The 25,226-nt window shown below is 72.4% G+C and carries 28 protein-coding genes, 1 tRNA gene and 2 pseudogenes; 17 read left to right on the forward strand and 14 right to left on the reverse strand.

Features of this window, described 5'->3' with window-relative positions; all coding sequences use genetic code 11:
* Positions 1-229: 229 nt before the first annotated feature.
* The 4 genes from H0S67_RS09565 (at position 230) to H0S67_RS09580 (ending at position 2,382) form a co-directional block, all read left to right on the forward strand.
* Positions 230-418, forward strand: a complete 189-nt coding sequence (locus tag H0S67_RS09565; protein WP_180936389.1) for an NHL repeat-containing protein — start codon at positions 230-232, stop codon at positions 416-418.
* A complete protein-coding gene (locus tag H0S67_RS09570; protein WP_180936390.1) occupies positions 376-864 on the forward strand; it encodes a delta-60 repeat domain-containing protein in 489 nt (162 codons plus the stop codon). Before H0S67_RS09565 ends, H0S67_RS09570 begins: the two co-directional genes overlap by 43 nt.
* A 71-nt stretch (positions 865-935) precedes the next feature.
* Positions 936-1,009, forward strand: a tRNA-Ile gene (locus H0S67_RS09575).
* A 401-nt stretch (positions 1,010-1,410) separates the two neighbouring features.
* Positions 1,411-2,382, forward strand: a complete 972-nt coding sequence (locus H0S67_RS09580; protein ID WP_180936391.1) for an ATP-binding protein — start codon at positions 1,411-1,413, stop codon at positions 2,380-2,382.
* A 315-nt stretch (positions 2,383-2,697) separates the two neighbouring features.
* Here H0S67_RS09580 and H0S67_RS09585 read toward each other — a convergent pair whose 3' ends face one another.
* Positions 2,698-3,330 (reverse strand): hypothetical protein, encoded by a 633-nt coding sequence (locus H0S67_RS09585; RefSeq protein WP_180936392.1) that lies wholly within the window; start codon positions 3,328-3,330, stop codon positions 2,698-2,700.
* A 205-nt stretch (positions 3,331-3,535) separates the two neighbouring features.
* On the opposite strand from H0S67_RS09585, the gene H0S67_RS09590 reads away from it, so the two are divergent.
* Positions 3,536-4,582 (forward strand): GH12 family glycosyl hydrolase domain-containing protein, encoded by a 1,047-nt coding sequence (locus H0S67_RS09590; RefSeq protein ID WP_180936393.1) that lies wholly within the window; start codon positions 3,536-3,538, stop codon positions 4,580-4,582.
* Between the two features lie 46 nt (positions 4,583-4,628).
* Here H0S67_RS09590 and H0S67_RS23410 read toward each other — a convergent pair whose 3' ends face one another.
* The 5 genes from H0S67_RS23410 to H0S67_RS09610 all read right to left on the reverse strand — a co-directional run bounded on the left by H0S67_RS23410 (position 4,629) and on the right by H0S67_RS09610 (position 8,526).
* Positions 4,629-5,066 carry an NAD(P)/FAD-dependent oxidoreductase gene (locus tag H0S67_RS23410; protein WP_219635597.1) on the reverse strand — a complete coding sequence of 146 codons (438 nt, stop codon included), beginning with the start codon at positions 5,064-5,066 and terminating at the stop codon, positions 4,629-4,631.
* A complete protein-coding gene (locus H0S67_RS23415; RefSeq protein ID WP_219635598.1) occupies positions 5,027-5,716 on the reverse strand; it encodes an NAD(P)-binding domain-containing protein in 690 nt (229 codons plus the stop codon). Before H0S67_RS23415 ends, H0S67_RS23410 begins: the two co-directional genes overlap by 40 nt.
* A gap of 167 nt (positions 5,717-5,883) precedes the next feature.
* A complete protein-coding gene (gene hglS, locus H0S67_RS09600) occupies positions 5,884-7,287 on the reverse strand; it encodes a 2-oxoadipate dioxygenase/decarboxylase (protein WP_180936394.1) in 1,404 nt (467 codons plus the stop codon).
* The gene (locus H0S67_RS09605) at positions 7,284-8,060 is read right to left on the reverse strand and encodes an AfsR/SARP family transcriptional regulator (RefSeq protein WP_180936395.1); all 777 of its coding nucleotides are present in this window, start codon (positions 8,058-8,060) and stop codon (positions 7,284-7,286) included. The genes hglS and H0S67_RS09605 overlap by 4 nt, the downstream gene beginning before the upstream one ends.
* A gap of 1 nt (position 8,061) precedes the next feature.
* On the reverse strand, positions 8,062-8,526 hold the full coding sequence (locus tag H0S67_RS09610) for an ArsI/CadI family heavy metal resistance metalloenzyme (RefSeq protein ID WP_180936396.1): 465 nt from the start codon (positions 8,524-8,526) through the stop codon (positions 8,062-8,064).
* 154 nt (positions 8,527-8,680) lie between these two features.
* Here H0S67_RS09610 and H0S67_RS09615 point away from each other — a divergent pair, with 154 nt between their 5' ends.
* On the forward strand, positions 8,681-9,283 hold the full coding sequence (locus tag H0S67_RS09615; RefSeq protein ID WP_180936397.1) for a sigma-70 family RNA polymerase sigma factor: 603 nt from the start codon (positions 8,681-8,683) through the stop codon (positions 9,281-9,283).
* 26 nt (positions 9,284-9,309) lie between these two features.
* On the opposite strand, the gene H0S67_RS09620 is transcribed toward H0S67_RS09615, so the two are convergent.
* Positions 9,310-9,663, reverse strand: coding sequence for a hypothetical protein (locus H0S67_RS09620; protein ID WP_180936398.1), 354 nt, complete (start codon positions 9,661-9,663; stop codon positions 9,310-9,312).
* 179 nt (positions 9,664-9,842) lie between these two features.
* On the opposite strand from H0S67_RS09620, the gene H0S67_RS09625 reads away from it, so the two are divergent.
* Entirely contained in the window at positions 9,843-11,309 is a 1,467-nt protein-coding gene (locus H0S67_RS09625; protein ID WP_180936399.1) for a nitric oxide synthase oxygenase, read from the forward strand.
* Between the two features lie 382 nt (positions 11,310-11,691).
* Here the strand turns inward: H0S67_RS09625 and H0S67_RS28055 are convergent.
* Positions 11,692-11,844 (reverse strand): annotated as a pseudogene (locus tag H0S67_RS28055) (ACT domain-containing protein); the annotation flags it as partial.
* A 542-nt stretch (positions 11,845-12,386) separates the two neighbouring features.
* Between H0S67_RS28055 and H0S67_RS09630 the strand changes: the two are divergent.
* Both H0S67_RS09630 and H0S67_RS09635 read left to right on the forward strand, forming a co-directional pair.
* Positions 12,387-13,037, forward strand: coding sequence for a DNA alkylation repair protein (locus H0S67_RS09630; protein WP_219635693.1), 651 nt, complete (start codon positions 12,387-12,389; stop codon positions 13,035-13,037).
* 117 nt (positions 13,038-13,154) lie between these two features.
* Positions 13,155-13,439: a hypothetical protein gene (locus H0S67_RS09635; protein ID WP_180936400.1), complete on the forward strand. Its 285-nt coding sequence runs from the start codon at positions 13,155-13,157 to the stop codon at positions 13,437-13,439.
* Between the two features lie 55 nt (positions 13,440-13,494).
* On the opposite strand, the gene H0S67_RS09640 is transcribed toward H0S67_RS09635, so the two are convergent.
* Entirely contained in the window at positions 13,495-14,163 is a 669-nt protein-coding gene (locus H0S67_RS09640; protein ID WP_246355254.1) for a response regulator transcription factor, read from the reverse strand.
* Positions 14,148-15,878, reverse strand: coding sequence for a sensor histidine kinase (locus tag H0S67_RS09645; protein ID WP_246355255.1), 1,731 nt, complete (start codon positions 15,876-15,878; stop codon positions 14,148-14,150). Before H0S67_RS09645 ends, H0S67_RS09640 begins: the two co-directional genes overlap by 16 nt.
* Before the next feature lie 243 nt (positions 15,879-16,121).
* Between H0S67_RS09645 and H0S67_RS09650 the strand changes: the two genes are divergently transcribed.
* On the forward strand, positions 16,122-17,702 hold the full coding sequence (locus tag H0S67_RS09650) for an AMP-binding protein (RefSeq protein WP_246355256.1): 1,581 nt from the start codon (positions 16,122-16,124) through the stop codon (positions 17,700-17,702).
* Here the strand turns inward: H0S67_RS09650 and H0S67_RS09655 are convergent.
* Positions 17,699-18,007, reverse strand: coding sequence for an antibiotic biosynthesis monooxygenase family protein (locus tag H0S67_RS09655; protein WP_180936401.1), 309 nt, complete (start codon positions 18,005-18,007; stop codon positions 17,699-17,701). The two genes, H0S67_RS09650 and H0S67_RS09655, sit on opposite strands and share 4 nt — an antisense overlap.
* 56 nt (positions 18,008-18,063) lie before the next feature.
* Between H0S67_RS09655 and H0S67_RS24880 the strand changes: the two genes are divergently transcribed.
* The 6 genes from H0S67_RS24880 (at position 18,064) to H0S67_RS23430 (ending at position 21,207) form a co-directional block, all read left to right on the forward strand.
* Complete coding sequence (locus H0S67_RS24880; protein ID WP_246355257.1) at positions 18,064-18,714, forward strand: Nif3-like dinuclear metal center hexameric protein; 651 nt, start codon at positions 18,064-18,066, stop codon at positions 18,712-18,714.
* Positions 18,669-19,142 (forward strand): Nif3-like dinuclear metal center hexameric protein, encoded by a 474-nt coding sequence (locus tag H0S67_RS24885; RefSeq protein ID WP_246355258.1) that lies wholly within the window; start codon positions 18,669-18,671, stop codon positions 19,140-19,142. The genes H0S67_RS24880 and H0S67_RS24885 overlap by 46 nt, the downstream gene beginning before the upstream one ends.
* Positions 19,072-19,764, forward strand: coding sequence for a zinc ribbon domain-containing protein (locus H0S67_RS24890; protein ID WP_246355259.1), 693 nt, complete (start codon positions 19,072-19,074; stop codon positions 19,762-19,764). Before H0S67_RS24885 ends, H0S67_RS24890 begins: the two co-directional genes overlap by 71 nt.
* A complete protein-coding gene (locus H0S67_RS24895; protein ID WP_246355260.1) occupies positions 19,764-19,961 on the forward strand; it encodes a C4-type zinc ribbon domain-containing protein in 198 nt (65 codons plus the stop codon). The genes H0S67_RS24890 and H0S67_RS24895 overlap by 1 nt, the downstream gene beginning before the upstream one ends.
* Positions 19,962-20,029: 68 nt before the next feature.
* Positions 20,030-20,635, forward strand: a complete 606-nt coding sequence (locus H0S67_RS23425; RefSeq protein ID WP_246355261.1) for a reverse transcriptase-like protein — start codon at positions 20,030-20,032, stop codon at positions 20,633-20,635.
* Complete coding sequence (locus tag H0S67_RS23430) at positions 20,560-21,207, forward strand: histidine phosphatase family protein (RefSeq protein WP_219635600.1); 648 nt, start codon at positions 20,560-20,562, stop codon at positions 21,205-21,207. Before H0S67_RS23425 ends, H0S67_RS23430 begins: the two co-directional genes overlap by 76 nt.
* Before the next feature lie 13 nt (positions 21,208-21,220).
* Here the strand turns inward: H0S67_RS23430 and yaaA are convergent.
* Positions 21,221-21,999: pseudogene (gene yaaA, locus H0S67_RS09685) on the reverse strand (peroxide stress protein YaaA).
* 23 nt (positions 22,000-22,022) lie between these two features.
* On the opposite strand from yaaA, the gene H0S67_RS09690 reads away from it, so the two are divergent.
* Positions 22,023-23,468: an RNB domain-containing ribonuclease gene (locus H0S67_RS09690; RefSeq protein ID WP_180936403.1), complete on the forward strand. Its 1,446-nt coding sequence runs from the start codon at positions 22,023-22,025 to the stop codon at positions 23,466-23,468.
* 19 nt (positions 23,469-23,487) lie between these two features.
* On the opposite strand, the gene H0S67_RS09695 is transcribed toward H0S67_RS09690, so the two are convergent.
* Positions 23,488-24,843 carry a pyridoxal phosphate-dependent decarboxylase family protein gene (locus H0S67_RS09695; protein ID WP_180936851.1) on the reverse strand — a complete coding sequence of 452 codons (1,356 nt, stop codon included), beginning with the start codon at positions 24,841-24,843 and terminating at the stop codon, positions 23,488-23,490.
* Between the two features lie 46 nt (positions 24,844-24,889).
* Positions 24,890-25,198: a hypothetical protein gene (locus H0S67_RS09700; protein WP_180936404.1), complete on the reverse strand. Its 309-nt coding sequence runs from the start codon at positions 25,196-25,198 to the stop codon at positions 24,890-24,892.
* Between the last annotated feature and the right edge of the window lie 28 nt (positions 25,199-25,226).

The following is a 25,226-nucleotide window of genomic DNA, read 5'->3' on the forward strand; positions in this document are numbered from 1 at the left end:
ACCTGAGTCGGGCGGGTGCGAAACCTGTGAACTTCCTGTCAGCGCCGGGTCCACCGCGGCCCGGTCCGGAGATCTTCACCTGACAGTGCGCGGACCCGCTGGCACGATGACAGGGCTCGATCCTGGTCGCGGGCTTCGCCGGCGACGGCTTCGCCACCGCTCGCTACGTCGCCGACGGCACCCCGGACCCGGCGTACGGCGTGGGTGGGGTCCTCACGACGAAGGGACCGTGCCCGGCCGCGTCGCGGACGTCCGCCTGGACGAGGCGGGCCGGATCGTGGCTGCGGGCGAGGTCGGTCAGGCAGACAACCGGAAGTTCCTCGTCGGGCGGTACGACCTCGCCGGCGACCCGGACGCGTCGTTCGGCAACGGCGGGTGGACCACCATCAGCGACCCAACGAGGACTGGGGCGCCCTGACTGTCGCGGTCCAGCCGGACGGCAAGATCGTCGCCGGCGGCTTCGCGTTCTACGGCGACTACGAGTCCCTCGCGCTGGCGCGCCTCGACGCTGACGGGTCACCCGACCAGACCTTCGGCAGCAACGGCCTCACCAGCCACCTCGTCAGGAACGCCTTCTACGCCAAGGTGGACGGGCTCGCTGTCCAGGAGGACGGCAAGATCGTCGCCGTGGGTTGGACCGTGGACGGCTCTGACCGGTTCGCGGTCGCGCGCTACACCCCGACGGGCCAGCTCGACACCACGTTCAGCCGCGACGGCATGGTCCGGACCCGCGTCGTCACGAGCAGTCCGAACGAGTCCCAGGGGTACGCCGTGACCGCCTCCGGCGGCTCGATCGTGGCCGCCGGCATCTCCTCGACCGCCGGCGACGACGCGTTCGGGATCGTGCGCTACCACTCCGGCTGACGAGCCCCGTCCTCCCTGCCGGTAGGGTCGCCCCTGCCCATGCGGACGTGCCTCGTGCCGCCGAGGGCTCCGGGGCGGTAGCTCAGTCGGTCAGAGCAGAGGACTCATAATCCTTGGGTCGTGGGTTCGAGCCCCACCCGCCCTACCGGTGTGATGTGTTACTTCGGCTGACACACGACATTCGGGCTTCGGCTGAGGCGCGACAGTGTTTCGGCTGATGCTTGACAGGTACTTCGGTTGATTCTTGACACTCCCGATTCATGCGGGAGTTGAGTGTGGCTGAGCAGCGGTACCGGGCCGTGCTGGCGCTGATCAGCGACGGCGAGGCGGAGCCGCTCCGAGTCCGTGCGTAGCCCGCGGTGAGTGCTCGTCACGCCTTCCCCTGATCCGGCTCTCCGAGCCTCGCGCACCATCGCGGGTCGATGCGGTGCGAGCAGGTGGTGGACTGGGTTCGGGCGTGTCATCGTTGGTTGCCGCGGCGATTGACCATGGGAACTGTCAACCGGCCATGGGCGGCGAGTCGATGCGGGAGAAGGGACGCGATCAGTGGACTGGTTCCTGGACGGCGAGGACGCGGCCGCGGTGGCCGCACTTCGTCACGAGTTGACCGCGTATCTGCGACGTCACGCCGCGGAGGGCAGCGAGATCGACGCTGCCGAGCTGGTCGTCGCTGAGCTGCTCGGCAACACGGTGCGGCACGCCGCAGGGCCGGTGTGGGCGACGGTGTCGTGGCCCGGCGAGTCGCCGACGCTGACCGTGCACGATCTCGGGCCCGGTTTCGATCCCGGGCTGCTCGAGTCCGCGGGGAGCCACTCCCTGGACCCGCTGCAGGAGTCGGGACGTGGGCTCTTCCTGATCAGCCAGCTCGCTCCCACGTTCGAGGCGTCCGTCAGAGAGTCCGGCGGCATGGCAGTTTCGGTCGTGCTGCCGGTGGCCCGGAAGCGAGAGACCAGTCATGACCCTCCGCGGAGGACGACGGCGGCGCTGCCGAGCTACGACGAGGCACGCCCGGAGGGTGGGTTCGGGAAGGAGTCCTTCCTGCGTGCCCTTGTTGTGCAGCTCGCGCAGACACTCGAGTTCGAGCACGGGCCCGACGCTGCGGAGCGCGCTGTGGCGCAGGTCGGGGCCGACGTGGGCGGCCAGATGGAGGAGGAGTTCCGCCGCGCTGAGCAGATTGTCGGCAGGATGACGCCGGAGCAGATGGGGCACTGCTACACGCGGCTGAAGCACGCCATTGACGGCGGGTTCTACGTGAGCGAGGCCTCCGACGACCGGGTGGTGCTCGGGAACACCCGTTGTCCCTTCGGGGACGCGGTCCGCCGGGCGCCGTCGTTGTGCCGGATGACCTCCAGCGTCTTCGGCGGAATCGGGGCGCGCAACAACGACGGCCCGGTCACCGTGCTGCTGGAGGAGCGCATCGCGGTGGGTGACCCCGGGTGCCGCGTCGTTGTGCGCCTGCGAGACGACGACCCGCACGGGTCCGCCTTCGGGCACAGGTACCTGCCACCCGTCGACTGACATGCGCCCAGCGCCTGTGTCGAGGCGCTCCGCAGGCCATGCTTTCCTCAGGCGACGGCGAAGTAGCGCAGGGCGACGTTGGCCCAGGCGATGACGATGGTCGTGGAGGCGACCACGAGGCCGTACTTCGTGAAGGTCCAGAAGCTGATCGGTTGGCCGTAGCGTGCCGCGATGCCGAGGACGCCAGCCAGCGGACCGAGTTGTTCGAGGACGCCGTTGTGGCCCCCGCGGCGCGGACAAGCTGAGCGACCTTGTGGGCAGCATCGGTATGGACTGCACGATCCTGGTCTGTGTACCGGGCCGTGCCGGCGGTGATCAGCGGTCGGCCCGCTTCTCGAGCTGTTGACCTCGAGGCACCGACAGGTTCCAGCGGCCACTCGGGTGGCCGATCACGAGACCGGGTGCCGCTCGCATGTCGGCCGGAAGCCAACAGGGCTCGCGCCCGGTACGCGAGGGGCCGAGCCGACTCCACACGCCCAGGACGGAGACCTGCGCCCCGGCGGGGACCGACAGTGGCTTCACGCCCAGGTTCGAGATCGGCACCCGGCGCGTCGAGAGGGCCCGGACACCGACGACGTCGTTCGGGGAATCGCCCCACACGTAGCGGGGCGCGCTGCCCGGGTTCCGCGCCGTGACAGCCATGGCGCCGCCGATGTCCCCCAGGAGATGACGCTCGAAGTCGTTGTGCACGGTCAGCGTCATGGAGAGGTCCCTCCCCGAGGCGGTTCGCCGTGAGACGACCGTGTAGACCAGTCGCACCTTCTTCTCGTACTCCCTGCAGAAGGCGCGATGGGCGACGGGAGCCGGAGGGTCCGCGGTGGGGGATGCGCCGGTCGGCGTGACGTCGGCGCGTGGCTCGGGTTCGGACTTTCCCGTCGAGCAGGCCGCCGCGAGGCACAGAACGGCCACCAGGTAGGCGGGGCGGTGCCGCGAACGTCGTAGCTGCATCGGCGGCCTCCGGGCGGTCGGTTCCTCAGGGTACGCCGTGAAGGGGGTCGCCCCGGCTCCCCCAAGTGGGGTAGCGCGCCGCGCACGAGGCTCCAATCGTGGGTAGCGTCGCCGACCGGCACCTGGTCACGGGTCCGGCTCTCGGACGTATCCACGACGGAGTTGCCGTGTCACTGTCAGCCCCCGGACAGGGAGAAATACCCACATGAAGCACTTTCGGATCCTGTGCGCCCTGGCGCTGGGATGCATGACTCTGGTCGCGGTCGGCGTCGCGTACGCGAACACCGGCGCAACGCACTCCCATGCGAGGTCGCTCAAGGGCTACTGCGCCCGGCACCCGCACAGACCAAGGTGCACCACGCCGGCACCGACCCCCACTGCCGCGCCCACGCACACGGCGACGCCCACGCCGACGCCTACGGCCGCGGCGACCCCGACACGGACGCCCACCCCCACCAGTACTCCGACAGCTACGGCCACGGCGACCCCCACACGGACGCCCACCCCCACCAGCACTCCGACGTCCACCCCGACGTCCACGGCGACGCCCACCACCACCCCGTCGCAGTCCGGCACCTGTCAGGACGCCAACGCGAAGTACATCTGGAACGACTGGTCGAACGGCCCGGTCGGTGACTACTACGCCGATGCCGACTGGTGGGCCACCGGCGGGTACACGTTCGCGCAGAAGACGGTCGTCTGCGACTACAACTCGTGGTACGTGCAGGCCACGGCCGACAACTCCAAGGGCGACGGCGCCGTCAAGTCGTACCCGAACGTCCACCTCGACTACCACGACTGGGGCACCGGCAAGGAGCCTGCGATCTCGTCGTTCAACACGATGACCTCGCAGTTCGCCCACACCAGCCCCGGGGTCGGGATCTACGACGTCGCCTACGACATCTGGCTCAACGGAGTCGCCGACTCGAACTCCACCGAGCTCATGATCTGGACCGACAACCACAACCAGGTCCCGTCCGGCTCGAAGGTCGGCCAGGTGACGTTGTCGGGTCACACGTGGGACGTGTGGTCCAGCGACTCCAACCACTACATCGCGTTCGTCCCGGCGAACGGTGCCTCCCTCACCAGCGGCACCCTCGACCTGCTCGGCTTCTACAAGTACCTCATGTCCGCCGGTCGCCTGCCGACCAACAGCACCGTCGGCCAGGTCGACTACGGGGTCGAAGTCGTCTCGACCGATGGCAAGCCCGCACGTTGGGACTTCACCAACTTCAACGTGTCCACGTCCTGAACCACCTCGGGTCGGCCTGCTCCAGCGGGCCGGCCCGGGAGTGGGCTCAGAGCCGAGCCATGATGTCGTTTGCCGTGTCGCGGGCGGACGGGCCGACGCCGGCCAGCGTCGCCGACGCGGGGCCGACCCAGTCGCCGTACCCGACCAGGTAGAGCCGCGGTTCGCGCCGCACCCGGGTCCCGGAGGGTCCGCCGACCTCGACCCGGCCGGCCTCGCCGTGCAGGCGGAGCCCCGTCAGGTGGCGCAGGGCCGGCCGGAACCCCGTGCACCAGATCACCGCGTCGGCGGCCCGCTCGGTGCCGTCCGCCCAGGCGACTCCGGTCGGGGTGAGCCGGGTGAACATCGGGTGGGGCTCGAGGACGCCGCGCTCGCGGGCGTCCACCACGCTCGGCACCATGACAATGTCACCGAGTCCCGCGACGCCGCTGTGCTCGTGCCCCTCGCTCAGGGCCCGGATGCGTGCCCTCGCGGTGGCGAAGAGCACCCGGCCGTCGACGTCGTCGGCAGGAACCCCGGCGGTCGGACGGTCACCCACGTCGTCTCAGCGACCCTCGACACCTCGGCCAGAATCTGTGCGGCCGAGTTGCCGCCACCCACGACGACCACCCGTCGACCCGCGAGCTCGCCGGGTGCTTGGTACTGCGCCGCGTGCAGCTGCCGTCCCCGGAACTCGCGCATCCCCGGGTACGCCGGCCAGAACGGTCGGTCCCAGGTCCCGGTCGCGGAGACGACGAACCTCGCCGCCGCGGTCACCTCGCCCGCCGCCACCGTCATCGGGCCTTCTGGGTCGTCGTCGGCGCGGGCCACGGAGGTGACCCGGTGCGGACGCAGCACGTGCAGGTCGTAGCGCGCCTCGTAGCGGGTCAGGTAGTCCACCACGTGGGTGCGGGGCGGGAAGCCGAGCCTGCTCTCGTCCCAGGCGGGCATCATCCAGCCGGGCAGCGAGGAGTACGTCGCGGGGGAGAAGAGCCTGAGGCCCTCCCACATGTGCGGCCAGGAGCCGCCGGGCTCGGCGCCGGCGTCGAGGACCGCGAAGTCCTCGCCGGGCGTGAGCCCGGCCCGCCGCAGGTAGAACGCGGTCGCCAGCCCCGCCTGCCCGCCACCGATGATGATGACCCGGGTGTCGAGGCGCACGAGATCCGCTCGCGCGTCAGCCGACGGAGACGAGCGCGGGACCCGTGCCGGCATCATTGTGCGGGCACCGACCGGGGGAGTGGGGCAGCTCCTGTGCGGCGGTGGTCGCGCTCATGCGATCAGCCTAGGGTTCGGACGCCGGCTGCTCCGGCCGCGTCCCGGCCCCACTAGCGTCGGACGGGGTCCACGTCCGTCAGCTCGACGCCGAGCCGGCTGCCTGCCGCCCGCAGGGAGGCGGCGCTCTCAGCCCGGTAGAGCTCCTCGGGCGAGTGGACCGGACGCCCGATGCGTTCGGCCAGCCACCCGGCGTCGCGCTCGGCGCCGCCCTGCTCGGCCGCCACCGACCCGGCGTCGGTGAGGTTGGAGGCGAAGATGCCCGCCGCGGAGCGGGGCAGGAAGTCCTCGTAGACGATCGGCTCGGGCTCCAGCCAGCCACTGTCGACGAGCTCGGCCAGCGACTCCGGTGGCGCCGCGGCCGGATGGTCGTCCCTGGGTCGGTAGGTGAAGAAGCCCAGGCCGCGCTGCCACAGGTCGCGCTCGCTCGGCGGCATCAGCTCCCGCCACACCTCGCCCGCGATCTCGTCACGGTCGCTCGCGCCCCCGCGGGCTCGCTGGTCCACGGTCGCCACGGCAGCGTCGTACAGGTCACGGCCTGCGGGCGTCAGTGCGATGCCACGAGCCTCGACCTCACCGAAGCGCACCCGAAGCGCACCCTGCGAGACGCTCCCGTCGGGGTCGCGGAACAGCCGTGGCTCGTCGAGCGCGCGGAACGAGGTCTGCCGCAGCAGCACGTCGGGGCCCTCCCACCGCGGCGGACCCTGGATCCGGTCGATCATCGTGATGCCGCGGGCCTGCATGCTCCGGTACAGGTCGTCGATGTCGAGCACGCGCGGGGTCAGGTGGTTGATGTGGGTCGTCGTCACGCCGCCGATGTCGGCGGCGACGCCGGACACCCGTGCGAGCTCGGCGTACCAGGCGCGGTCGACCGGCTCGGGGGAGAGGGCGAACGCGCCGGCGGCGAGGTCGAGGAACCGATCCGCTGCAACCCGATCCAGGCCCCCTTCGGCCTCTGCCTGGTCTGCGAGCCCCATGAGCTCGTCGGGGAACAGCCAGCGGGCGCGGATGAACGCCTTGAGCCGCTGCTCCAGGTCGGAGTCGAAGAACCGGCGGTCCTCCGGCACCAGCATCGAGGTGAACACCCGGAACGGGTTCCTGGCCAGCTCGTCGCGGTCGACGGGCCGGAACGCGGTCGACACGACGGGTATCGCCTGCGGCTGGGCGTCCCGCAGGTCGTAGAAGCCGGTGGGCTGCATCCCCAGTGCCCCGAAGACCCGCGCGACCTGGGCAAGCTCCTCGGGACTTCCGACGCGGATCGCACCGTGCCGTTCGCGGGTGACCCGCGCGATGGTGCCGAGCCGCTCGGCCGCGGCACCGTCGCGGTCGAGCACTCGCTGGTTCACGTCATGGGCGACCTCGACCAGGGTCGTGTACGCCGGAACCTCGGTGCCGTAGAGGGCCGAGAGGCGTGCCGCGAACTCGGCGCGCAGGGACGTGGTGCCGACGTGCGTCATGCGCCCACTGTCACCCATTCGGCAGCGACTGGGCAGCAGGGTCGGTCCGAGGGCACCGAGGCGGCGCGCCGACGCAGCTCCTCCGCCCGCTGACCCGGTCCCAGGCCGAGCTCGTCGCGCATGACCCGGTCGAGCTCGTCGAGCTGCCGCAGCGCCGCCGGCCGGTCGCCACGGTCGAGGTAGCGCTGGGCCAGCGCGAGGTGGGCGGGTTCGTTGGTCGGGTCGGTGGCCAGGACCTGGTGCCAGTCCTCGGCCTGCTGCAGCAGCTCGGCGTGCAGGCGACTCAGGTGCTGACGTGACTCCTCGGCCCAGGGTTCGTAGAGGTCCTGGGGCAGCAGCTCGCCGCCGTACAACGCCAACGCCGCCTTCGCCGCTGCGATGCTCCCGTCGGCGACCGCTGACTCGGCCTGCTGCTGGAATCGGGCGCCATCGATCTGTACGTGGTCGTCGGGGCACAACCGCACGGTTTCCGCGTCGAGGACGACGGCCGAGCGGTGACCCATGGCGCGGCGTGCGTAGTGCGCTGCCTTGTGCAGGCGGGGCGCGGCGCGGTCGATGCGCAGATCTGGCCACAGGGCGTCGATGACCTGCTCACGATGCAGGCACCGGCCCGGTGCCAGGGCGAGCAGCTTCACCAGGGCCGCGCCGTGGCGGCGCGACCAGTGGTGTGGCGGCAGGGCCTGGCCGTCGACCCGGACCTGGAAGCCACCGAGCAGGTGCACCTCCACCTGCACGGGAGCCTCGGCCCTGACGACCGTCGTCGGCGCGGCCATCTCAGGACTCCTGGGCGCTGCCGGCGCAGCAGGGGGTGGCGTCGTCCGAGCCTGCGGTGCAGCACGCCCCGGTCGATGTCTGCTCCGTGGGGTTGTCGTCGAGCACGGTGTAGAACTCCCAGGCGCCGAGCGGCACGTCGGGCGCCTCGACCCACGTCTTGTCCTGGACGGCGTGGCAGCAGACGTCCACCTCGGCGGTCGTGTGCGCGAGGCCGGCGTCGCTGAACCGGCGGGTGGCGGCGCGAACGGCGGCTGTCGAGGCGACCTCCACTCCGAGGTGGTTGAGCGGGGAGGCGGCACGCGGGTTCTCGAAGAGCACCAGCTTCAGCGGGGGGTCGGCGACGACGAAGCTCGCGTAGCCTGGTCGCTCCTTGGCCGGCTGGACCCCGAACATGTCGGCGTAGAACGTGGTGGCCGCCTCGATGTCGGCGACGTTGAGTGCGAGCTGGATGCGGCTCGTGGACATCGGAACTCCTCGGGGTCCTGCCTCCGCCTTTTGCGCAGGCAACCCCTGTAGACGAAGCCACGCGCCCGGGGACGCACGTGGCTGCACCTGGCCCTGGTTGCGTCCATCACCCGGCTGGTTCGTCTTCTACGATGAACGTGGCGGAGGTTGGCCGATGTCGGACTCACGGACCGAGAGCACCCCAGGTCGTCGCGACCAGGACTGGGACGACACCCTGACCCGGTTGCGAGGCTTCGTCGCCGCACGGGTCGGGGATCCGGAGCTGGCCGCCGACATCAGCCAGGACGTCGTGGTACGCAGCATCGCGTCGGGGGCGCTGGACCGGGTGGACGACGTCTCGGCCTGGCTCTACCGGGTGGCCCGCAACGCGATCATCGACCACTACCGGACTCGCCGCCGGTTCGACGGCGACTTCGACCTTGACCGCTGGCCCGCGCCGGACACCTCCGGGAACCTCCCCAACGACGCCACTCGTGAGCTCGCCAGGTGTCTGCAGCCGATGCTGGGTCGGCTGCACGCGACCGCTCGAGACGCCCTGACCCGCGTGGACCTGGACGGGCAGACCCACCGGGAGGCAGCGGAGCAGCTCGGCATCTCCGTGTCCGGCATGAAGTCACGGGTGCAGCGCGCTCGACGTGAGCTCAGGGAACAACTGACGGCCTGCTGCCGGATCCGGACGGACACGACCGGCGCGGTCGCCGACTACGCACCGAACGCCGGCTCCTGCGGTTGCGACAGCGACTCGCGAAAGCCTTGACAGCCAACGCCTGAGCGTTGTGGGGCTCAACGGCCGACGGTGGTGAAGGCCTCGAGGCGCTGTCCGCTGTCGAGCCACTCGACGAGCGACGAGAAGGCCGTCTCGGCCTCGGATCTGTTCAGGCCGTCCAGCCGGAGGCTCCCGGTGAGACTCGATCGGTCGACGGGCTCGGCAGACACGATCCACTGGCGTCGAAAGACGGTGAGATGGAGGAGCCACCCCAGCAGCCCCAGCAGGCCGGGCAGCACCGTGAGCCAGTTGATCGGATCGGCACGGTCGGTCAGGTCCCGCAGCTCACTCCCGCGTGGCCGGCACCTGACCCGCAGCGACGAGCCGTCGGAGCGGATCACACGGTCGAACGGCCCCTGGTCGCTTCTCACGCGCCGAACCCTCCCACGCCCGTGGAAGTCACGCTCGAGTTCAGAAATTGTCTGGACCGGGGTTTGGACCGGGTGGATGCGGGGATCACGTCTTCCGAGGGAGTGACATGAATACGCAACACCGACAGATCGACCGCGCCCACTCGAGCCCGGCCGACAGGCCGGCGCGTCTGTCCGGCATGCTCGGACTGGCCGTCGTCGGCCTCGCAGCAGGCACACCAGGTGGGTCCACCGACCTCGGATGGGTCCCGACCGGCCAACCCCTGGCAGCCGGCGCCTTCGGCGCCGCCATCGTGGTGATCGGGGTCGGCACCCGCCAGCTGGTCGCGCGCCAGGCGGGCCACCGGGCCCGGGAGGACCGCAGACGGCGGGGCATCACCGGCTGGTTCCGCCGATCCGGCGGCCAGCCGACCGAGGCGGCCCCGCCCGTCTCCGGCTGCCCGGTCGCGCACGGCGCGCCACACGACCCGGGTCAGGGTGTCGGCCCGCTGCGCGGCCCCGCGCCCGGCAGGGACACCGCTCCCAGCGAGGTCGATCCGGCCGAGGCCGAGGACTTCCTGCGGATGTTCCACGCGGAGAACGCCGACGCCGGGCCGGTGGAGCCCCGGCTCGACGAGGTCCGGCGTGAGGTCGACGCGACCGGGACCTACCGGCACACCCCGGAGGAGCTGGCCTTCGGTGCCCGCGTGGCGTGGCGCAACAACGCCCGCTGCATCGGCCGGCTCTACTGGCGCAGCCTGCAGGTGCGTGACCTGCGCCACGTGTCCAGCGCCGCCGGAGTCGCCCAGCGTTGCTTCGAGCACCTCTGCGCGGCGTACAACGGCGGCAAGCTCCGCCCGATGATCAGCATCTTCGCTCCCGAGGCCCCCGGCCGGCCGGCACCCAGGATCTGGAACGAGCAGCTCATCCGGTACGCCGGCTACCCCCAGGCCGACGGATCCGTCCTCGGGGACCCGCGCTACCTGGACTTCACCCGCCAAATGATCCTGCGGGGATGGCCGCCGCCCGAGCCGCGCAGCGCCTTCGACGTGCTCCCGCTCGTCGTGGAGACGGCCGAGGAGGGTGCGCGGATGTTCCCCCTCCCCGACGAGGTGGTGCACGAGGTCGAGCTCCGTCACCCCGAGCTGGCCTGCTTCGACGACCTGGGCCTGCGCTGGCACGCGGTGCCGGTCATCAGCAACAGCCGGCTGGTCATCGGCGGAGTTTCCTACCCCGCGGCGCCGTTCAACGGGTGGTACATGGGCACCGAGATCGGGGCCCGCAACCTCGGCGACACGGTGCGCTACGACATGGTCCCGGTGGTGGCCGAGCGGATGGGGCTGGACACCTCGAACGAGTCGACGCTGTGGCGGGACCGGGCGCTGGTCGAGATCAACCGGGCGGTGCTGCACTCCTTCCGCACGAGCGGCGTGACGATCACCGACCACCACACCGAGTCCGACCGGTTCCTCACGCACCTGGAGAGGGAGGAGCGGGCGGGGCGCTCGTGCCCGACCGACTGGAGCTGGATCGTTCCGCCCATGTCCGGTTCGCAGACCCCCGTCTTCCACCGCTACTACGACACGAGGAGCTGCTGCCGAACTTCCTCAACGACGACGACGCCGCCCGGCGGGCGCTCGAGGAGTCGTCCGGCCGCCTTCGGGTAGTCAGTCGCAAGGGCGGGGGAGACGTCAGTCGTCCGACAGCCTGATCTCGACCATCAGCTCGTCGGCGAGCCCCTCGACATCGAGCGCAGTCCGTCCGTGCTCGCGGTCGCCGGGGCGTTGGAGAACCGCGCGGGCTCGAAGAGCGTCCCGCCGGCCATCGGGGCTCGTGGACGTCGGTGCTGAGGTCCTCGATGCTGACGCCCGTGCGGCGAGCGATGCCGAGATCTCGGCCCACGATGCCCGGGTGGTCGGCCCCGAGCAGCTCGAGGTGCAGGCGCAGCGACTCACGCTCGGCGGCTGGTCCACCCGCTCGACGGCCACCTGGAGCCCCTGGGCGTCCAGCGCCGTGAGATCGCGGCCAGCGCGTCGTACCGTCGTCCGGCACGGTCACCAGCACGATCCCGGCGCACTTGCCCGCCAGCCGCGACATCTGGCTGCGCTCCCAGCTCGCACCGTGTGCGCTGATCGGCGCCGAGAGGGCTGAGACGAGACCGGGCCGGTCGTCGCCGACGACGGTGAGCACGAAGGTGGCCATTCCCGCAGGCTACGAGACGCACGGCCGGGCGTCTCGCGCGCGAGGTGCTCAGTCGCGCCGGTCACATCCTGCGCTGGTTTGGAGGCGGCGCAGGCCGGGTATCTACGTCGTCGCGGGGTGACCACGAACGGACGCAAGGAGTCCCGGTGCAGAGCAGCCCACAAGACGAGTCGGTGGCAGCAGTGATCGCTGCCCTCACCCCCTTCACCTGGCGAAGCCTGCCGCGCGGCTGGTGGCGCGGCGGGTGGTCGCGGCCGCCGATCGCCACGAGCTCGTGTCATTGCTGGGGAGCGTTCCCGGCGCCGACGTCGGCCCCTGGGAGGGCCCGCCCCGTCTCGCCGACCCGGAAGACCGACGGGTGATCAACTGGTGGAGTTCCTCGAGGCCTTCACCTGGACCAAGCTGAGCCTGCCGCTGCTGTGCCACCACCTCGTCGCGGTGCACTACAACGCAGCCTGAGGCCGCCGCCGAGGGCGGCGGCCGCTCTACGCTCCACCCGTGACCGCCCCGGACCTCGCTCTCGTCCGCGCGATCAGGACACCCTGGCCGCGACGGGCGATCCCGAGCGGGCGGTCGCGCAGCAGCGGTACATGAAGTCTGCGATGCCCTACCGGGGCATCACGTCGCCGGAGCTCACCGCGCTGCTCCGGCCCCTCCTCACCGGCTACGCCCCGGCGTCCCGGGCCGTGTGGGAGGCGACCGTCAGGACCCTGTGGGACGAGGCGACGCACCGCGAGGAGAGGTACGCCGCGCTGGCGCTCGCCAAGCACCGGACCGCCCGCGCGTGGCGGGACCCGGACCTGGTCCCGCTGATCGAGCACCTGGTCGTGACCGGAGCCTGGTGGGACCTCGTGGACGACGTGGCCGTGCACCTGGCCGGTGCGGTGCTCGCGCTGCACCCCGAGGAGATGACGCCGGTGGTGCGCGGCTGGGCCACCGGCGGCGACCTGTGGCTGCGGCGTACGGCGGTCATCTGCCAGCTCGGGCGGCGCGCCGCCACCGACCGCGACCTGATGCGGCACGCCATCGAGTCGAACGTCGACGACTCGTCGTTCTGGCTGCGCAAGGCCATCGGCTGGGCACTGCGCGACCTGGCCCGCACCGACCCGGACTGGGTCCGCGCCGAGGTGGCGCGCCTCGACGGGCGCATCTCGTCGCTGTCGCGGCGCGAGGCCCTCAAGCACCTGTCCTGACGCCGCTCACGGCCGTGAGAGCCCTCTCATCGCGGCCTCACGGGCCGCTCACGAGCGCTCGGCATCGTCTCTCTCGACAGCACACCGAGGGCCACGGCCCGGACGAGAGGACACACCATGGACAGGCTCATGACGATCGGGTCGCTGGCGGTCGCCGGCATCTTCACTGCAGGTCTGGTCGCGACGCAGGCACCGACCGCGTTCGCCCACGACGGCTCCGACCGGGGCGACGACACGTCGGCCGTGGTGCGCACGGTCGACGACCGCGGTCGTGACCATGCCGAGGACGGGCGGCACCACCACCGTCACGGGCACGACGACAACGGCCGCCACCGCGGACACCACCACCGCCACGGCCACGACGACCGCGGACGGCACGGAGGCGACGACCGCCGCCGCTGAGCACGACCCACCACCGGCCCCGCACCCCGCGGGGCCGGTGTCGTGCGTGCCGGCCTCACAAGCTGAAGCGGTAGCCCATGCCCCGGACGGTCTCGATCGTGGGCGACCCGAACTTGCGCCGCAGGTAGCCGACGTAGACGTCGACCACGTTGGAGCCCGGGTCGAAGTCGAAGCCCCAGACCTGGTCGAGCAGCTGCTCCCGGGAGGCACCTGTCCGGCGTTGAGCATGAAGATCTCGGCGAGGGCGAACTCCCGCGCCGACAGGTCGACCTGCCTGCCGTCGACGGTGGCACGCCGGGTCCGCAGGTCGAGGTGCACCCCGCCGGCGGCAAGCGCCCCGTCGCGCGACCCGGGTCAGCCCCCCGGGCGAGCGCAGCCGCAGCCGGATCCGGGCCAGGAGCTCGGCGAAGCGGAACGGCTTGGGCACGTAGTCGTCGGCCCCGCCCTCGAGTGCCGAGACCGTGTCGGTGACCGAGTCACGCGCGGTCAGCACGATGACCGGCACGGCCGACCCCTGGGCCCGCAGCTTCTCGAGCACCTCGTAGCCGTCGATCCCCGGCAGGCCGATGTCGAGCACGACCAGGTCGTGGTTGCCGCTGAGTGCCTCGTCCAGGCCCGCGTGCCCGTCCGCCGCGACCGTCGCCACGTGGCCGTCGGCCCGCAGCCCCTTGGCCACGAACGACGCGATCCGCGGCTCGTCCTCGACGATCAGGATGCGGGCCACGGTGTCTCCTCGCTGCTGTCGGGGTCTGCGCCCGCTCCGGTCGCCGCCCCGGCGACGGGCAGGGTGATCACGAACGTCGCGCCGTGCGGCTCGGCGTCCTCGACGGCCACGGTGCCGGCGTGTGCCTCCACGATCGCAGTCACGATGGACAGCCCGAGGCCGAATCCCTCGTCTCCTTCGGGCACCCGGCCGCGCCCGAAGCGCTCGAAGATGTGGCGCCGGTCGGCGGCGGCCACGCCCGGCCCGGTGTCGCGGACCCAGATCCGGGCGGTGCCGGTGCCGTCGTACGACGACCCGATCGCGACGACGGCCCCGGGCTCGGTGTGCTTCACGGCGTTGTCGGCGAGCTGGAGCACGGCCTGGGTGATCCGCTGCTCGTCGACGACGACCTTGACCTCGGCGATCCCGTCGAGGCGCCAGTCCCGGTCCCCGAGCCCGCGGGCCTTGACCACCAGGTCCTCGGTGAGCCGGGAGAGGTCGGCGGGCCGGGTCGTCACGAAGTCGGGGCGGTCGCTCTTCGCGAGCAGGATCAGGTCGCCGACGAGGCGTGACATCCGGTCCACCTCCTCCAGCAGCAGCTCGCGGGTCTCCACCACGTCCTGCGGGCTGCCGCTGTCGAGGAGCTCGAGGTGTCCGCGCAGGACCGTCAGCGGGGTCTTCAGCTCGTGGCCCGCGTCGTCGAGGAACCGCCGCTGCCCGGCGAACGCCTCCTCGAGCCGGGCCAGCATCCCGTTGACGGTCCGGGTCAGTGCGGTGATGTCGTCGTTGCCGCGCACCGGGAGCCGCCGCGACAGGTCGGTCTCGCCGATCTCCTCCGTGGTCTCGCGGAGCGTGCGCAGCGGCGCGAGCAGGCGCCCGGACAGCCAGCCCGCGAACGCCGTGACCAGGAGCAGCGAGAGGAAGGCGACGATCGCGTAGGTTCGCATCGTCGCCATCAGGTCGGCTTGGGCCTTCTCGAGGTAGGTCACCACCACCAGCGCCCCGGTCGAGCGCGGGCTGCGCACCGTCTGGACCGTGACCAGCGCGTCGCCGTACGACGGCACCTGCACGTGCACGGTGCTGTTGCGGCCGACCAGGGGCGCGACCGTGTCACGGAACTCCCGGCTGCCGAGGTAGGCCTCGTCGGTGCCGGAGGCGCTGACGTAGCGCGCCCTTCCGCCCAGCCACGCGACCAGGATCTCGTTCTCGTCGGGCACCCTGCTCGCCAGGAAGCCGCGCAGCAGCGGGGCCACGCCGGCGTACGGCCGCTGGGTGGCGGGGTCGACGCCCTCCGCCCGGAGCTTGGTGAGCTCGGCGATCTCGTGGTCGACCTGGGCGTTCATCCGCTCGTCGATGCGCTGGGACTCGATGACGTACACGATCGCGCCCGCCGCGGTGAGCGTGACGAGCACGAGGAGGGCGACCGCGGCGGTGATCCGGGTGCGCACGGAGACGCCCGACCGTGCCGGTCGGGCGTCGGTGCGAGGGGTCGGTGCCTCAGCCGTGGCCACCACCGCCGGAGTCGTCACTGCCGTGCCCGCCGCCGCTGGAGTCGTGCCCGCCGCCGGTGGAGCCGTGGCCGCCGTGCCCGCCGCGGTCACCCCGTGGTCGTCGCCGAGGTCGTGCACGCTGGGTGTCACCACCTCCGGCCTGCCGTGGTCGTCCGGGGTCGACCGGGCTGAGGGGCTGGGCCGGACATCGGGCGACGCGGAGCGGGTGGGGGAGTCGCGGATCACGATCGTGTCGTGGGGGCGCGGGTCGTCGGCCCCGACCGCGGCCAGGGACCCGGCGACGTACGCCCCAGCGGGAGCACGAGGCCGAGTGCGATCAGGGTCTTCACCAGCGCATTCATGGCGCTCACGATCCTGCCCCATCGTGGGGGTCGCGTGAGACGACGATGAGAGGACTCTCATCGAGATGGGGTGTCGAGCCGGTGGCCGGGCTCGAGCCAACCGCCGGCCCACCTCACGCTGACTAGAGTGGCGCACGTCACGACCCAGGAGGTGGGGATGTTCGTCCCGTTCAGCGTTTCCGACTTCATCGACCGCGCCGTCCAGGTGTACGGCGACCGCGTGGGTGTGGTCGACGAGCCCATGCAGCCGGCCCCGCCGCTCGGCGGCGGCGAGCTGACGTACGCCCGGATCGGCGAGCTCGCGCGGCGCCAGGCCGCCCGTCTCGACGAGCTCGGCATCGGCGTCGGTGACCGCGTCGCGATCGTGAGCCACAACAGCGCCCGGCTGCTGACGTCGTTCTTCGGGGTCACCGGCTTCGGGCGGGTGCTGGTGCCGGTCAACTTCCGGCTGCGCCCCGACGAGGTCCGCTACATCGTCCAGCACTCCGGAGCCCGGGTGCTGCTGGTGGACCCCGAGCTCGACGAGGAGCTCGCGGACGTCACCGCCGAGCACCGCTTCGTGCTCGGGAACGACGACGACCTCTTCGCCCCGGAGGGCAGCGAGCCGCGACCGTGGGAACCGGACGAGAACGCGACCGCGTGCATCAACTACACCTCCGGCACGACCGCCCGGCCGAAGGGCGTGCAGATCACGCACCGCAACATCTGGGTCAACGCGGTCACCTTCGGGCTGCACACCGCAGTCACCGACCGCGACGTCTACCTCCACACGCTGCCGATGTTCCACGCCAACGGCTGGGGGATGCCGTTCACGATGACCGGCCTCGGTGCCAAGCAGGTGGTGATCCGCAAGATCGACGGCGCCGAGATCCTGCGCCGCGTCGAGCAGCACGGCGTCACGGTCATGTGCGCCGCTCCCGCGGTGGCGGCCGCCGTGCTCGAGGCCGCCCAGGACTGGGAGGGCGAGATCCCCGGCCGTGACCGGGTCCGGATCATCATGGCGGGCGCGCCGCCGCCGACCAAGACGGTCGCCCGGGTCGAGGAGGAGCTGGGCTGGGAGTTCATCCAGATCTACGGCCTCACCGAGACCTCCCCGCTGCTCACCGTCAACCGCAGCCGGGCCGAGTGGGACGGCCTCTCCACCGAGGAGCGAGCCGCGAAGCTGACCCGCGCCGGGGTCCCGGCGCTCGGCGTACGCCTCGACATCGGGGGTCCCGGGGAGCACGAGGGGGAGGTGCTGGCGCGCTCCAACGTGGTGCTCGAGGGTTACTGGGACCAGCCGGAGGAGACGGCGCGGGCGCTGGAGGACGGCTGGTTCCACACCGGCGACGGCGGTGTCATCGGCGACGACGGCTACCTGACGATCAGCGACCGCAAGAAGGACGTGATCATCACCGGCGGCGAGAACGTATCGTCCATCGAGGTCGAGGACGTGCTCTTCTCCCACCCCGACGTCGCCGAGGTCGCGGTCATCGGCGTGCCCAGTGAGAAGTGGGGCGAGACCATCAAGGCGCTCGTCGTGCTCGCGGACGGCTCCCAGGTCACCGAGGCCGAGCTGATCGCGTGGTGCAAGCAGAAGGCCGCGGGCTACAAGGCCCCGACGTCGATCGAGTTCCGCGAGGTGCTGGCGCGCACGGCCACCGGGAAGCTGCAGAAGTTCAAGCTGCGCGCGCCCTACTGGGAGGGCCGCGACCGCCAGGTGAACTAGCCGCCGGGCTTCACGTCGAGGACCACCTCGAACTCCAGCAGGTCCGCGCCCGAGGCGACCGGCTTCGTCCCCTCGCCTGCGTGGGCCTGCCTGGCGTCGCCGTCGCGCCAGGCGGCGAAGGACTCCTCGTCGGCCCAGTGGGTGACCACGAAGTAGCGGTCCTCGCCCTTGACCGGGCGGAGCAGCTGGAAACCCAGGAAGCCGCTGGCGCCGTCGACGGTGTGGGCGCGGGCCGAGAAGCGTCGTTCCAGCTCCTCGTGGGCCTGCGGTGGGACGGAGATGGCGTTGATCTTCACGACGGACATGCCTCGACCCTAGATCGCCCGCCCACAGGCGACGGGTCGGCGATAGCCTCGCCGGCATGCCCACGCTCAGCGACCTCGTCGACCTGCTCCACGGGTGGTACCCGCCTGCCACGGCGGACGGGTGGGATGCCGTCGGGCTGGTGTACGGCGACCCTGCGGCCAACGTGGGCAAGGTGATGTTCGCGGTCGACCCGGCCCCAGAGGTGGCCCACGAGGCGGCGGAGTGGGGCGCCGACCTGCTCGTCGTGCACCATCCGCTCTTCCTCAAGCCGGTGCACGGCTTCGCGGCGACCGCCCCCAAGGGCCGCACCCTGGCCACGCTCGCCGGAGCCGGCTGTGCCCTGCTCACGGCCCACACGAACGCCGACCGGGCCGTCGGCGGGGGTGTCCGAGGCCCTCGCCACCGCCCTCGGCCTGACCGGGCTGGCGCCGCTGGTGGCCGGCTGGGACGGCCCCGTGACAAGCTGACCGTCTACGTGCCGGTGCCGGAGGCCGACGGGTCCGCGGGGCGCTCGCCGAGGCCGGGGCCGGACGGATCGGTGACTACGACCAGGCCTCCTTCTCGACGCCGGGGGGAGGGGCGCTTCCGACCGCTGGCGGGCTCGTCGCCGACGATCGGCTCGGTGGGCACGCCGAGGTCGTCGCGGAGGTCCGGGTCGAGGTGGTGCTGCCGCGAGGTCGTCGTACGCCCGTCGTGGCGGCGATGATGGCCGCCCACCCCTACGAGGAACCGGCGTACGACCTCGTCGAGCTCGCCGACCCCGGGACGGCGGCGACCGGGGCCGGACGGATCGGCAGCGTCGCGGACACCACGCTGCGGGGCTTCGCGGAGACGGTCGCGGCGGCCCTGCCCGCCACCGCCCACGGCGTGCGGGTGTCCGGCGACCCCGACCGTGTCGTACGCCGGGTCGCGGTGTGTGGGGGAGCCGGCGACTTCCTGCTCGACACGGTGCTGCGCAGCGACGCGGACGTCTACGGACCAGCGACCTGCGCCACCACCCGGCAGCGGAGTTCCTCGAGAAGGACGGGCCCGCGCTGGTCGACGTGGCGCACTGGGCCGCCGAGTGGACCTGGCTGCCGGTGGTCCGGGCACGCGTCGCCGAGGCGCTGGGCGATACGGTGGAGACCCTGGTGAGCACCCGCTGCACCGACCCCTGGACCTTCCGTCCCGAGCCGTCCCGGACCTGAGCGTCACGACCGAGGAGCCCACGCTGAAAGCCGATCCCTTCGCCCAACTGAAGCTGCTCGACGTCCAGGGGCTCGATCAGCGCGCCGACCAGCTGCGTCACCAGCGGGCGAACCTGCCGGAGCTGGCCGAGATCGCCGCGCTGCAGGCCGGCCGGACGTCGCTGGAGAACCAGGCGCGCGACGCCCGCATCGTGGCCGACGACCTCATCGTCGAGCAGCGGAAGGTCGACGCCGACGTGGAGCAGGTCAAGGCCCGCCGCGTCCGGGACCGCGACCGGATGGACCAGGGACTGATCACCAACCCCAAGGACCTCGAGCGGATGCAGCACGAGCTGCAGTCCCTGGAGCGGCGCATCACCTCCCTCGAGGACGACGAGCTCGAGGTGATGGCCCGCCTGGAGGACGCGCAGGGCAACCTCGACGCGCTGAGCGCCCAGGTGGCCGAGGCCGACGAGCGGCTCGCGGCGCTGGCCACGGCCCGGGACGAGAAGCTGGCGGAGATCGACGCCACCCTCACCCAGCTCGGCGCCGACCGCCGCGCGGCCGCCGAGGGCCTGCCCGAGGACTGATGGCCCTCTACGAGAAGCTCCGGACCCAGAAGGGCGGGGTCGGCGCCGCCGCGCTGCACCAGCGTCGCTGCACCGGCTGCCAGCTCGGCATCGACGCCGCGGAGCTCAGCGTGATCAAGAAGGCCCCGAGCGACGAGGTGATCCGCTGCGAGGAGTGCTCGCGGATCCTGGTCCGCACCTCCGAGTCAGGCCTGTGAGCGAGGCGAACGAATCCGGCGCCGCGGCGCCATCGGACGTCTCAGAGGAGCGGCGCGAGCACCGCTCGGTGCTGATCGAGGCCGACGGCGGTTCGCGCGGCAACCCGGGCCCGGCGGCGTACGGCGCCGTGCTCAAGGATGCCGAGACCGGTGAGGTGATCGCGGAGGAAGGCACCGCGATCGGGGTCGCGACCAACAACGTCGCGGAGTACTCCGGGCTGATCGCCGGCCTCCGGCTCGCCGAGCAGCTCGCGCCCGAGGCCGAGGTCGAGGTCCGGATGGACTCCAAGCTCGTCGTCGAGCAGATGTCGGGGCGATGGAAGATCAAGCACCCCGACATGCGGCCGTTGGCGCAGGAGGCGAGCCGGCTGGCGCCGTTCGGCACGACGTACACCTGGGTGCCGCGGGAGCGGAACAGGCACGCCGACCGGCTCGTGAACGAGGCGCTCGACGGCACGCGCAGCGGGGTGACCTACCTGGGGCAGAACCCGGACGCCGACTCGCTGATCGAGGAGATCGAGAGTCCCGGGGAGGCCCCGGCCGGCGTCCCGTCGCGGGGCTGGTCGGCGCCGGGGGCGAGCCGACGACGGTCATCCTGGTGCGCCACGGGGTCACCGCGCACACCGTCGAGAAGCGCTTCTCCGGCGGCCTGGCCAGCGCCAACCCCGGGCTGAGCGACGAGGGACGCGACCAGGCACGGGCGGTCGGCTCGTGGCTGGCGCCGCTCGCCGAGGCGGTCGACGCGGTGATCTCCTCGCCGGTTCGCCGCACCCAGGAGACCGCCGAGATCGTGGCGGAGCTGCTGGGCCGGCCGGTGCAGGTGGAGCCCGGCTTCGCGGAGATGGAGTTCGGCGCCTGGGACGGCATGACGTTCACCGAGGTCGCCGAGCAGCACCCCGAAGAGCTGGACGCCTGGCTGGGGTCTCTGGACGTCGCCCCGCGTGGGGGCGAGTCGTTCCGGGTCGTGGAGGGGCGGGTCCTCGACGGCCTGCAGCGGCTGCTCGACGAGCACGGCGGCAAGACGGTCGTGGTCGTCAGCCACGTGACGCCGATCAAGACCCTGGTGGCGCACGCCGTGGACGCTCCGCTGTCGGCGGTCTTCCGGATGGAGCTGTCGCCGGCGTCGGTGACCGTGCTTTCGTTCTTCCGCGGCGGCAAGGACGGCACCGAGCAGCGCGCGTCGCTGCGCATGTACAACGCACTGCCGCCCGGCAACGACGTGTTCGCCGCGGGCGCGCGCTGGTAGCGCCGGCGATCGGTCAGACCTGGTCGACGACCACGTCGAGCTGGGTGCCCTTGCGGGTCTGCTCGCCCAGCTCCACCTTCCAGCCCAGGTCGGAGAGCAGGTCGGCCAGCCGGCCGGGGGTGCGCGGCGCGGCACCGTCCTCGAGGACCGCGCGGACGATGCGGCCCTTGGTGGCCTTGTTGAAGTGGCTGACCACCTGGCGCCTGCCGTCGACCTCGTGCAGCACCCGCACGGTCGCCACCCGCGAGGCGAGCTCGGCCGGCGGCCGCCAGAACGCGGCGTACGTGCTGGAGCGCAGGTCGACCAGCAGGCCGTCGCCCAGGGCATCGGTTACCGCGGGGCCGAGCGCGTCCCGCCACACCCCGGCCACCGGCCCGAGGCCGGGGAGCGTGGTGTCGCCGGAGAGCCGGTACGCCGGGATCCGGTCGGCGGTCGGACCAGTCCGAACAGCGACGAGGTGACCGCGAGCCGGGAGCCGGCCCGGCGCTTCGCTGCCGCCGAGAGGGTCGCCACGTCGAGCGCGTCGTACAGCACCCCGGCGTAGACCCGGTCCGCGCGTGCGGTCGGCGCGGTGCGCAGCCGCGCGTCGAGGGCCACCAGGTCGGCCTGGGTCCCGCCGAGGCCGAGGACGCGGGCAGCGCCGTCGGGGTCGCCCGAGCACAGCCCCACGAGCGCGTCGAGGACGGACTCGCGGGCGGGGCCGAGGGTGGGGAAGCTGAGACCCGGCAGGTCGAGCGGCTTGCCGCGGGACGGGACGGACTTGCCCTCGCTCGGAGGCAGCACGATCAGCACGGGTCAAGGCTAGGGTGCCTCTCATGCCGAGCAGCCGAGTGGTGCACCTCCGCCGGGCCGAGGGCGTCGCGGCGACGAGTCTGCGCGCCGGGATCGCCGGCATCCAGGCCGAGCTGGAGGTCTCGCCGGCCTTCCCCGCGGACGTCGAGCAGGCCGCTCGTAGGGCGGCAGCCGCCCCCCGGTTGCCCGACCTCGACCGCACCGACATCGCGTTCGTGACGATCGACCCTCCCGGCTCGATGGACCTCGACCAGGCGCTCCACCTCGAACGGGACGGGGACGGCTACGTCGTGCACTACGCCATCGCCGACGTCGCGGCGTTCGTGACCGCGGGCGACCCCGTGGACCTCGAGGCGCACCGCCGGGGGGAGACCCTCTACGGCGCCGACTCCAAGGTCCCGCTGCACCCGACCGCGCTGTCCGAGGACGCCGCGTCCCTGCTGCCAGACCAGGTCCGGCCCGCGCTGCTGTGGACCCTCCGGGTCGATGCGACCGGTGAGGGCACCGACGTCACCGTCGAGCGGGCCAGGGTCCGCTCGACGGCCCGCCTGGACTACGTGGGCGCCCAGCGGATGATCGACGAGGGCAGCGCCGACGAGTCGCTGCGCCTGCTCGCCGAGGTGGGCCCGCTCCGGCTGGCGCGCGAGGCCGCCCGCGGCGGGGTGTCGCTGCCCCTGCCCGAGCAGGAGGTCGACGTCTCCGACGATGTCTGGGAGCTGGAGTACCGCACCCTGCTGCCCGTCGAGGAGTGGAACGCGCAGATCTCCCTGCTCACCGGGTTCGCGGCCGCGTCCCTCATGGTCACCGCCCGCACCGGCCTCCTGCGAACGCTGCCTCCGCCGGACCCCCGCGACGTCGCGCGCCTGCACCGCACGGCCCGGGCGCTCCACGTCGACTGGCCGGCCGAGCAGCCCTACCCGGACTTCATCCGGTCCCTCGACCCCGCCAGGCCGGCCCACGCCGCAATGGTCACGGCGTGCACCCGCCTGCTGCGCGGCAGCGGCTACGTCGCCTTCGACGGCGAGGTGCCCGCCGATCCGCAGCACTCGGCGCTCGCCTCGGAGTACGCCCACGTCACCGCGCCGCTGCGCCGGCTCGGCGACCGCTACGCCGGGGAGGTCTGCGTAGCCCTCTGCGCCGGCGTGGCGGTCCCGGGCTGGGTGCTCGGGGAGCTGCACGCGCTGCCCCAGGTGCTCCAGGAGTCCGGCCGCCGAGCGCACCGCTACGAGTCGGCGATCCTCGACCTGGTCGAGGCCGGGGTCCTCAAGGACCGGGTGGGGGAGCGGTTCGAGGCCGTCGTGGTCGACGTCGACCACCGCGACGAGACTCGGGGCGTCGTCACGATCCGGGACCCTGCGGTCGAGGCGACGGTGCGGGGATCGGGGCCGCTGCCCCTCGGCACCGACGTCCGGGTCGAGCTGACCCGGGCCGACCTCGTCGCACGGAAGGTGGAGTTCCGGCTGACCTGAGCGCCGGCTCGACCGCCGCTCACACCCGGACGACCACCTGCCGCAGCGCCTCGAGGCTGCGCTCCACGTCGTCCCCGGTCGTCGCCCAGCTGCTCACCGAGATGCGCAGCACCGCGCGGCCACGCCAGCGGGAGCCGGACATCCACGCGGTGCCGGTCTCGAGCACGCCGCGAACGACGGCCTGGGTGCGCTCGTCGTCCCCGAACGCCACGCACACCTGGGTGAACACCACGTCGTTGAGCACCTCGGCGCCCTCGATCCGGCCGATTCCCTCGGCGAAGGTGCATGCGTGCTTGCAGAAGCCGTCGACGAGGTCGGCCACACCGCTGCGTCCCAACGCGCGCAGCGCCGCCCAGACGGGGACCGCGCGCCCCCGGCGGGACACCTCCGGCACCTTCTCGAACGGGTCGCCCTCGGCCTGGATGAGGTAGTCGCCGTGCATGCCCATCGCGGCCCTGAGTGCCGAGGCGTCCCGGACGATCGCCAGCCCGCAGTCGTAGGGCACGTTGAGCGTCTTGTGGGCGTCGGTGGTCCAGGAGTCGGCCCCGGCGTAGCCCGACACCAGGTGGCGGTGCGGGGGTGAGGCCGCCGCGAAGAGCCCGAAGGCGCCGTCGACGTGGACCCAGGCACCGTGGCGGCGGGCGACGGCCACCGCCCCCGTGAAGTCGTCGAAGGCACCCGAGTGGACGTTGCCGGCCTGCAGCGCGACGATCGCCGGCCCGGGTGGGCCGGCGGCGAGGGCAGCGGCGAGCGCCTCGACGTCGATCCGACCCTGCTCGTCGGTGGCCACCGGCTCCGGTGCGCCCAGCCCCAGGTAGCGCAGCGCCAGATCGATGGTGTCGTGGCGCTCGGCGCCGACCAGCACCCGGAGCGGTGGGGCGCCGACCAGGCCGTCGCGGGCGACGTCCCACCCGGACCTGCGCAGCATCTCGTCCCTGGCCGCGGCCAGGCAGGTGAAGTTGGACATGGTGGCGCCGGTGACGAACCCGACCGAGCTGTCGGCGGGCAGTCCGAGCAGGTCCAGCAACCACCGGCTGGTGAGGTCCTCCACGGCCGAGTGGGCCGGGGTGACCGCGCGCAGGGCGCTGTTCTGGTCCCAGGCACTGGTCAGCCAGTCCGCGGCCAGCGCCGCCGGGTGGGTGCCGCCGATGACGAAGCCGAAGAACCGGCCCGAGGGCATCGCGGTCAGACCGGGCTCGCAGGCGGCCGCGAGCAGGTCGACGACCTCGGCGGCCTGAGTGGGGTCGTCGGGCAGCGTCGTACCGAGCCGGGCGACGATCTCGTCGACCGTCGCTTGCGGAGTCACCGGACGGTCGGTCAGAGACGCGAGCCAGGCGCCCGCGTGCTCGTGCGCGTGCGACAGCGCCGCGTCCATGTCGTCCACGGCGCCTCCTCCGCGCGGCCGGCGTGCGCCGGCCAGGTCAGTCCCGGCGGCCCCGGAGGTCGCCTCCGTCGTAGCCGAGCCCGGCAGCGAGCATCCGCAGCGTGGCGCACCGGCAGTCCTGGTGGCCTGCCGCGACGTGCGCGAGCACCAGGCGCTGTCGCGATCGACAGGCCTCCAGCGCCGCGGTCAGCGCCTGCCGCATCGTCGGGCTGAGCAGCTCCGGGTCGTCCGCCTCGAGGAAGGCGCGCGTGACCGCCTCGTCCTCCTCGAGCCTCGCGATCAGGAACTCGCTCAGCGTCTGGTCCCTCAGCCGCCCCCCAGCGGCATGGGTGTCAACGCTTCCCATCTCCCCACCATCGCTCCCCCCGAGCATG

This window comes from Nocardioides ungokensis (assembly GCF_013466985.1).
In the GTDB taxonomy this organism is placed as follows: Bacteria; Actinomycetota; Actinomycetes; order Propionibacteriales; family Nocardioidaceae; genus Nocardioides; species Nocardioides ungokensis.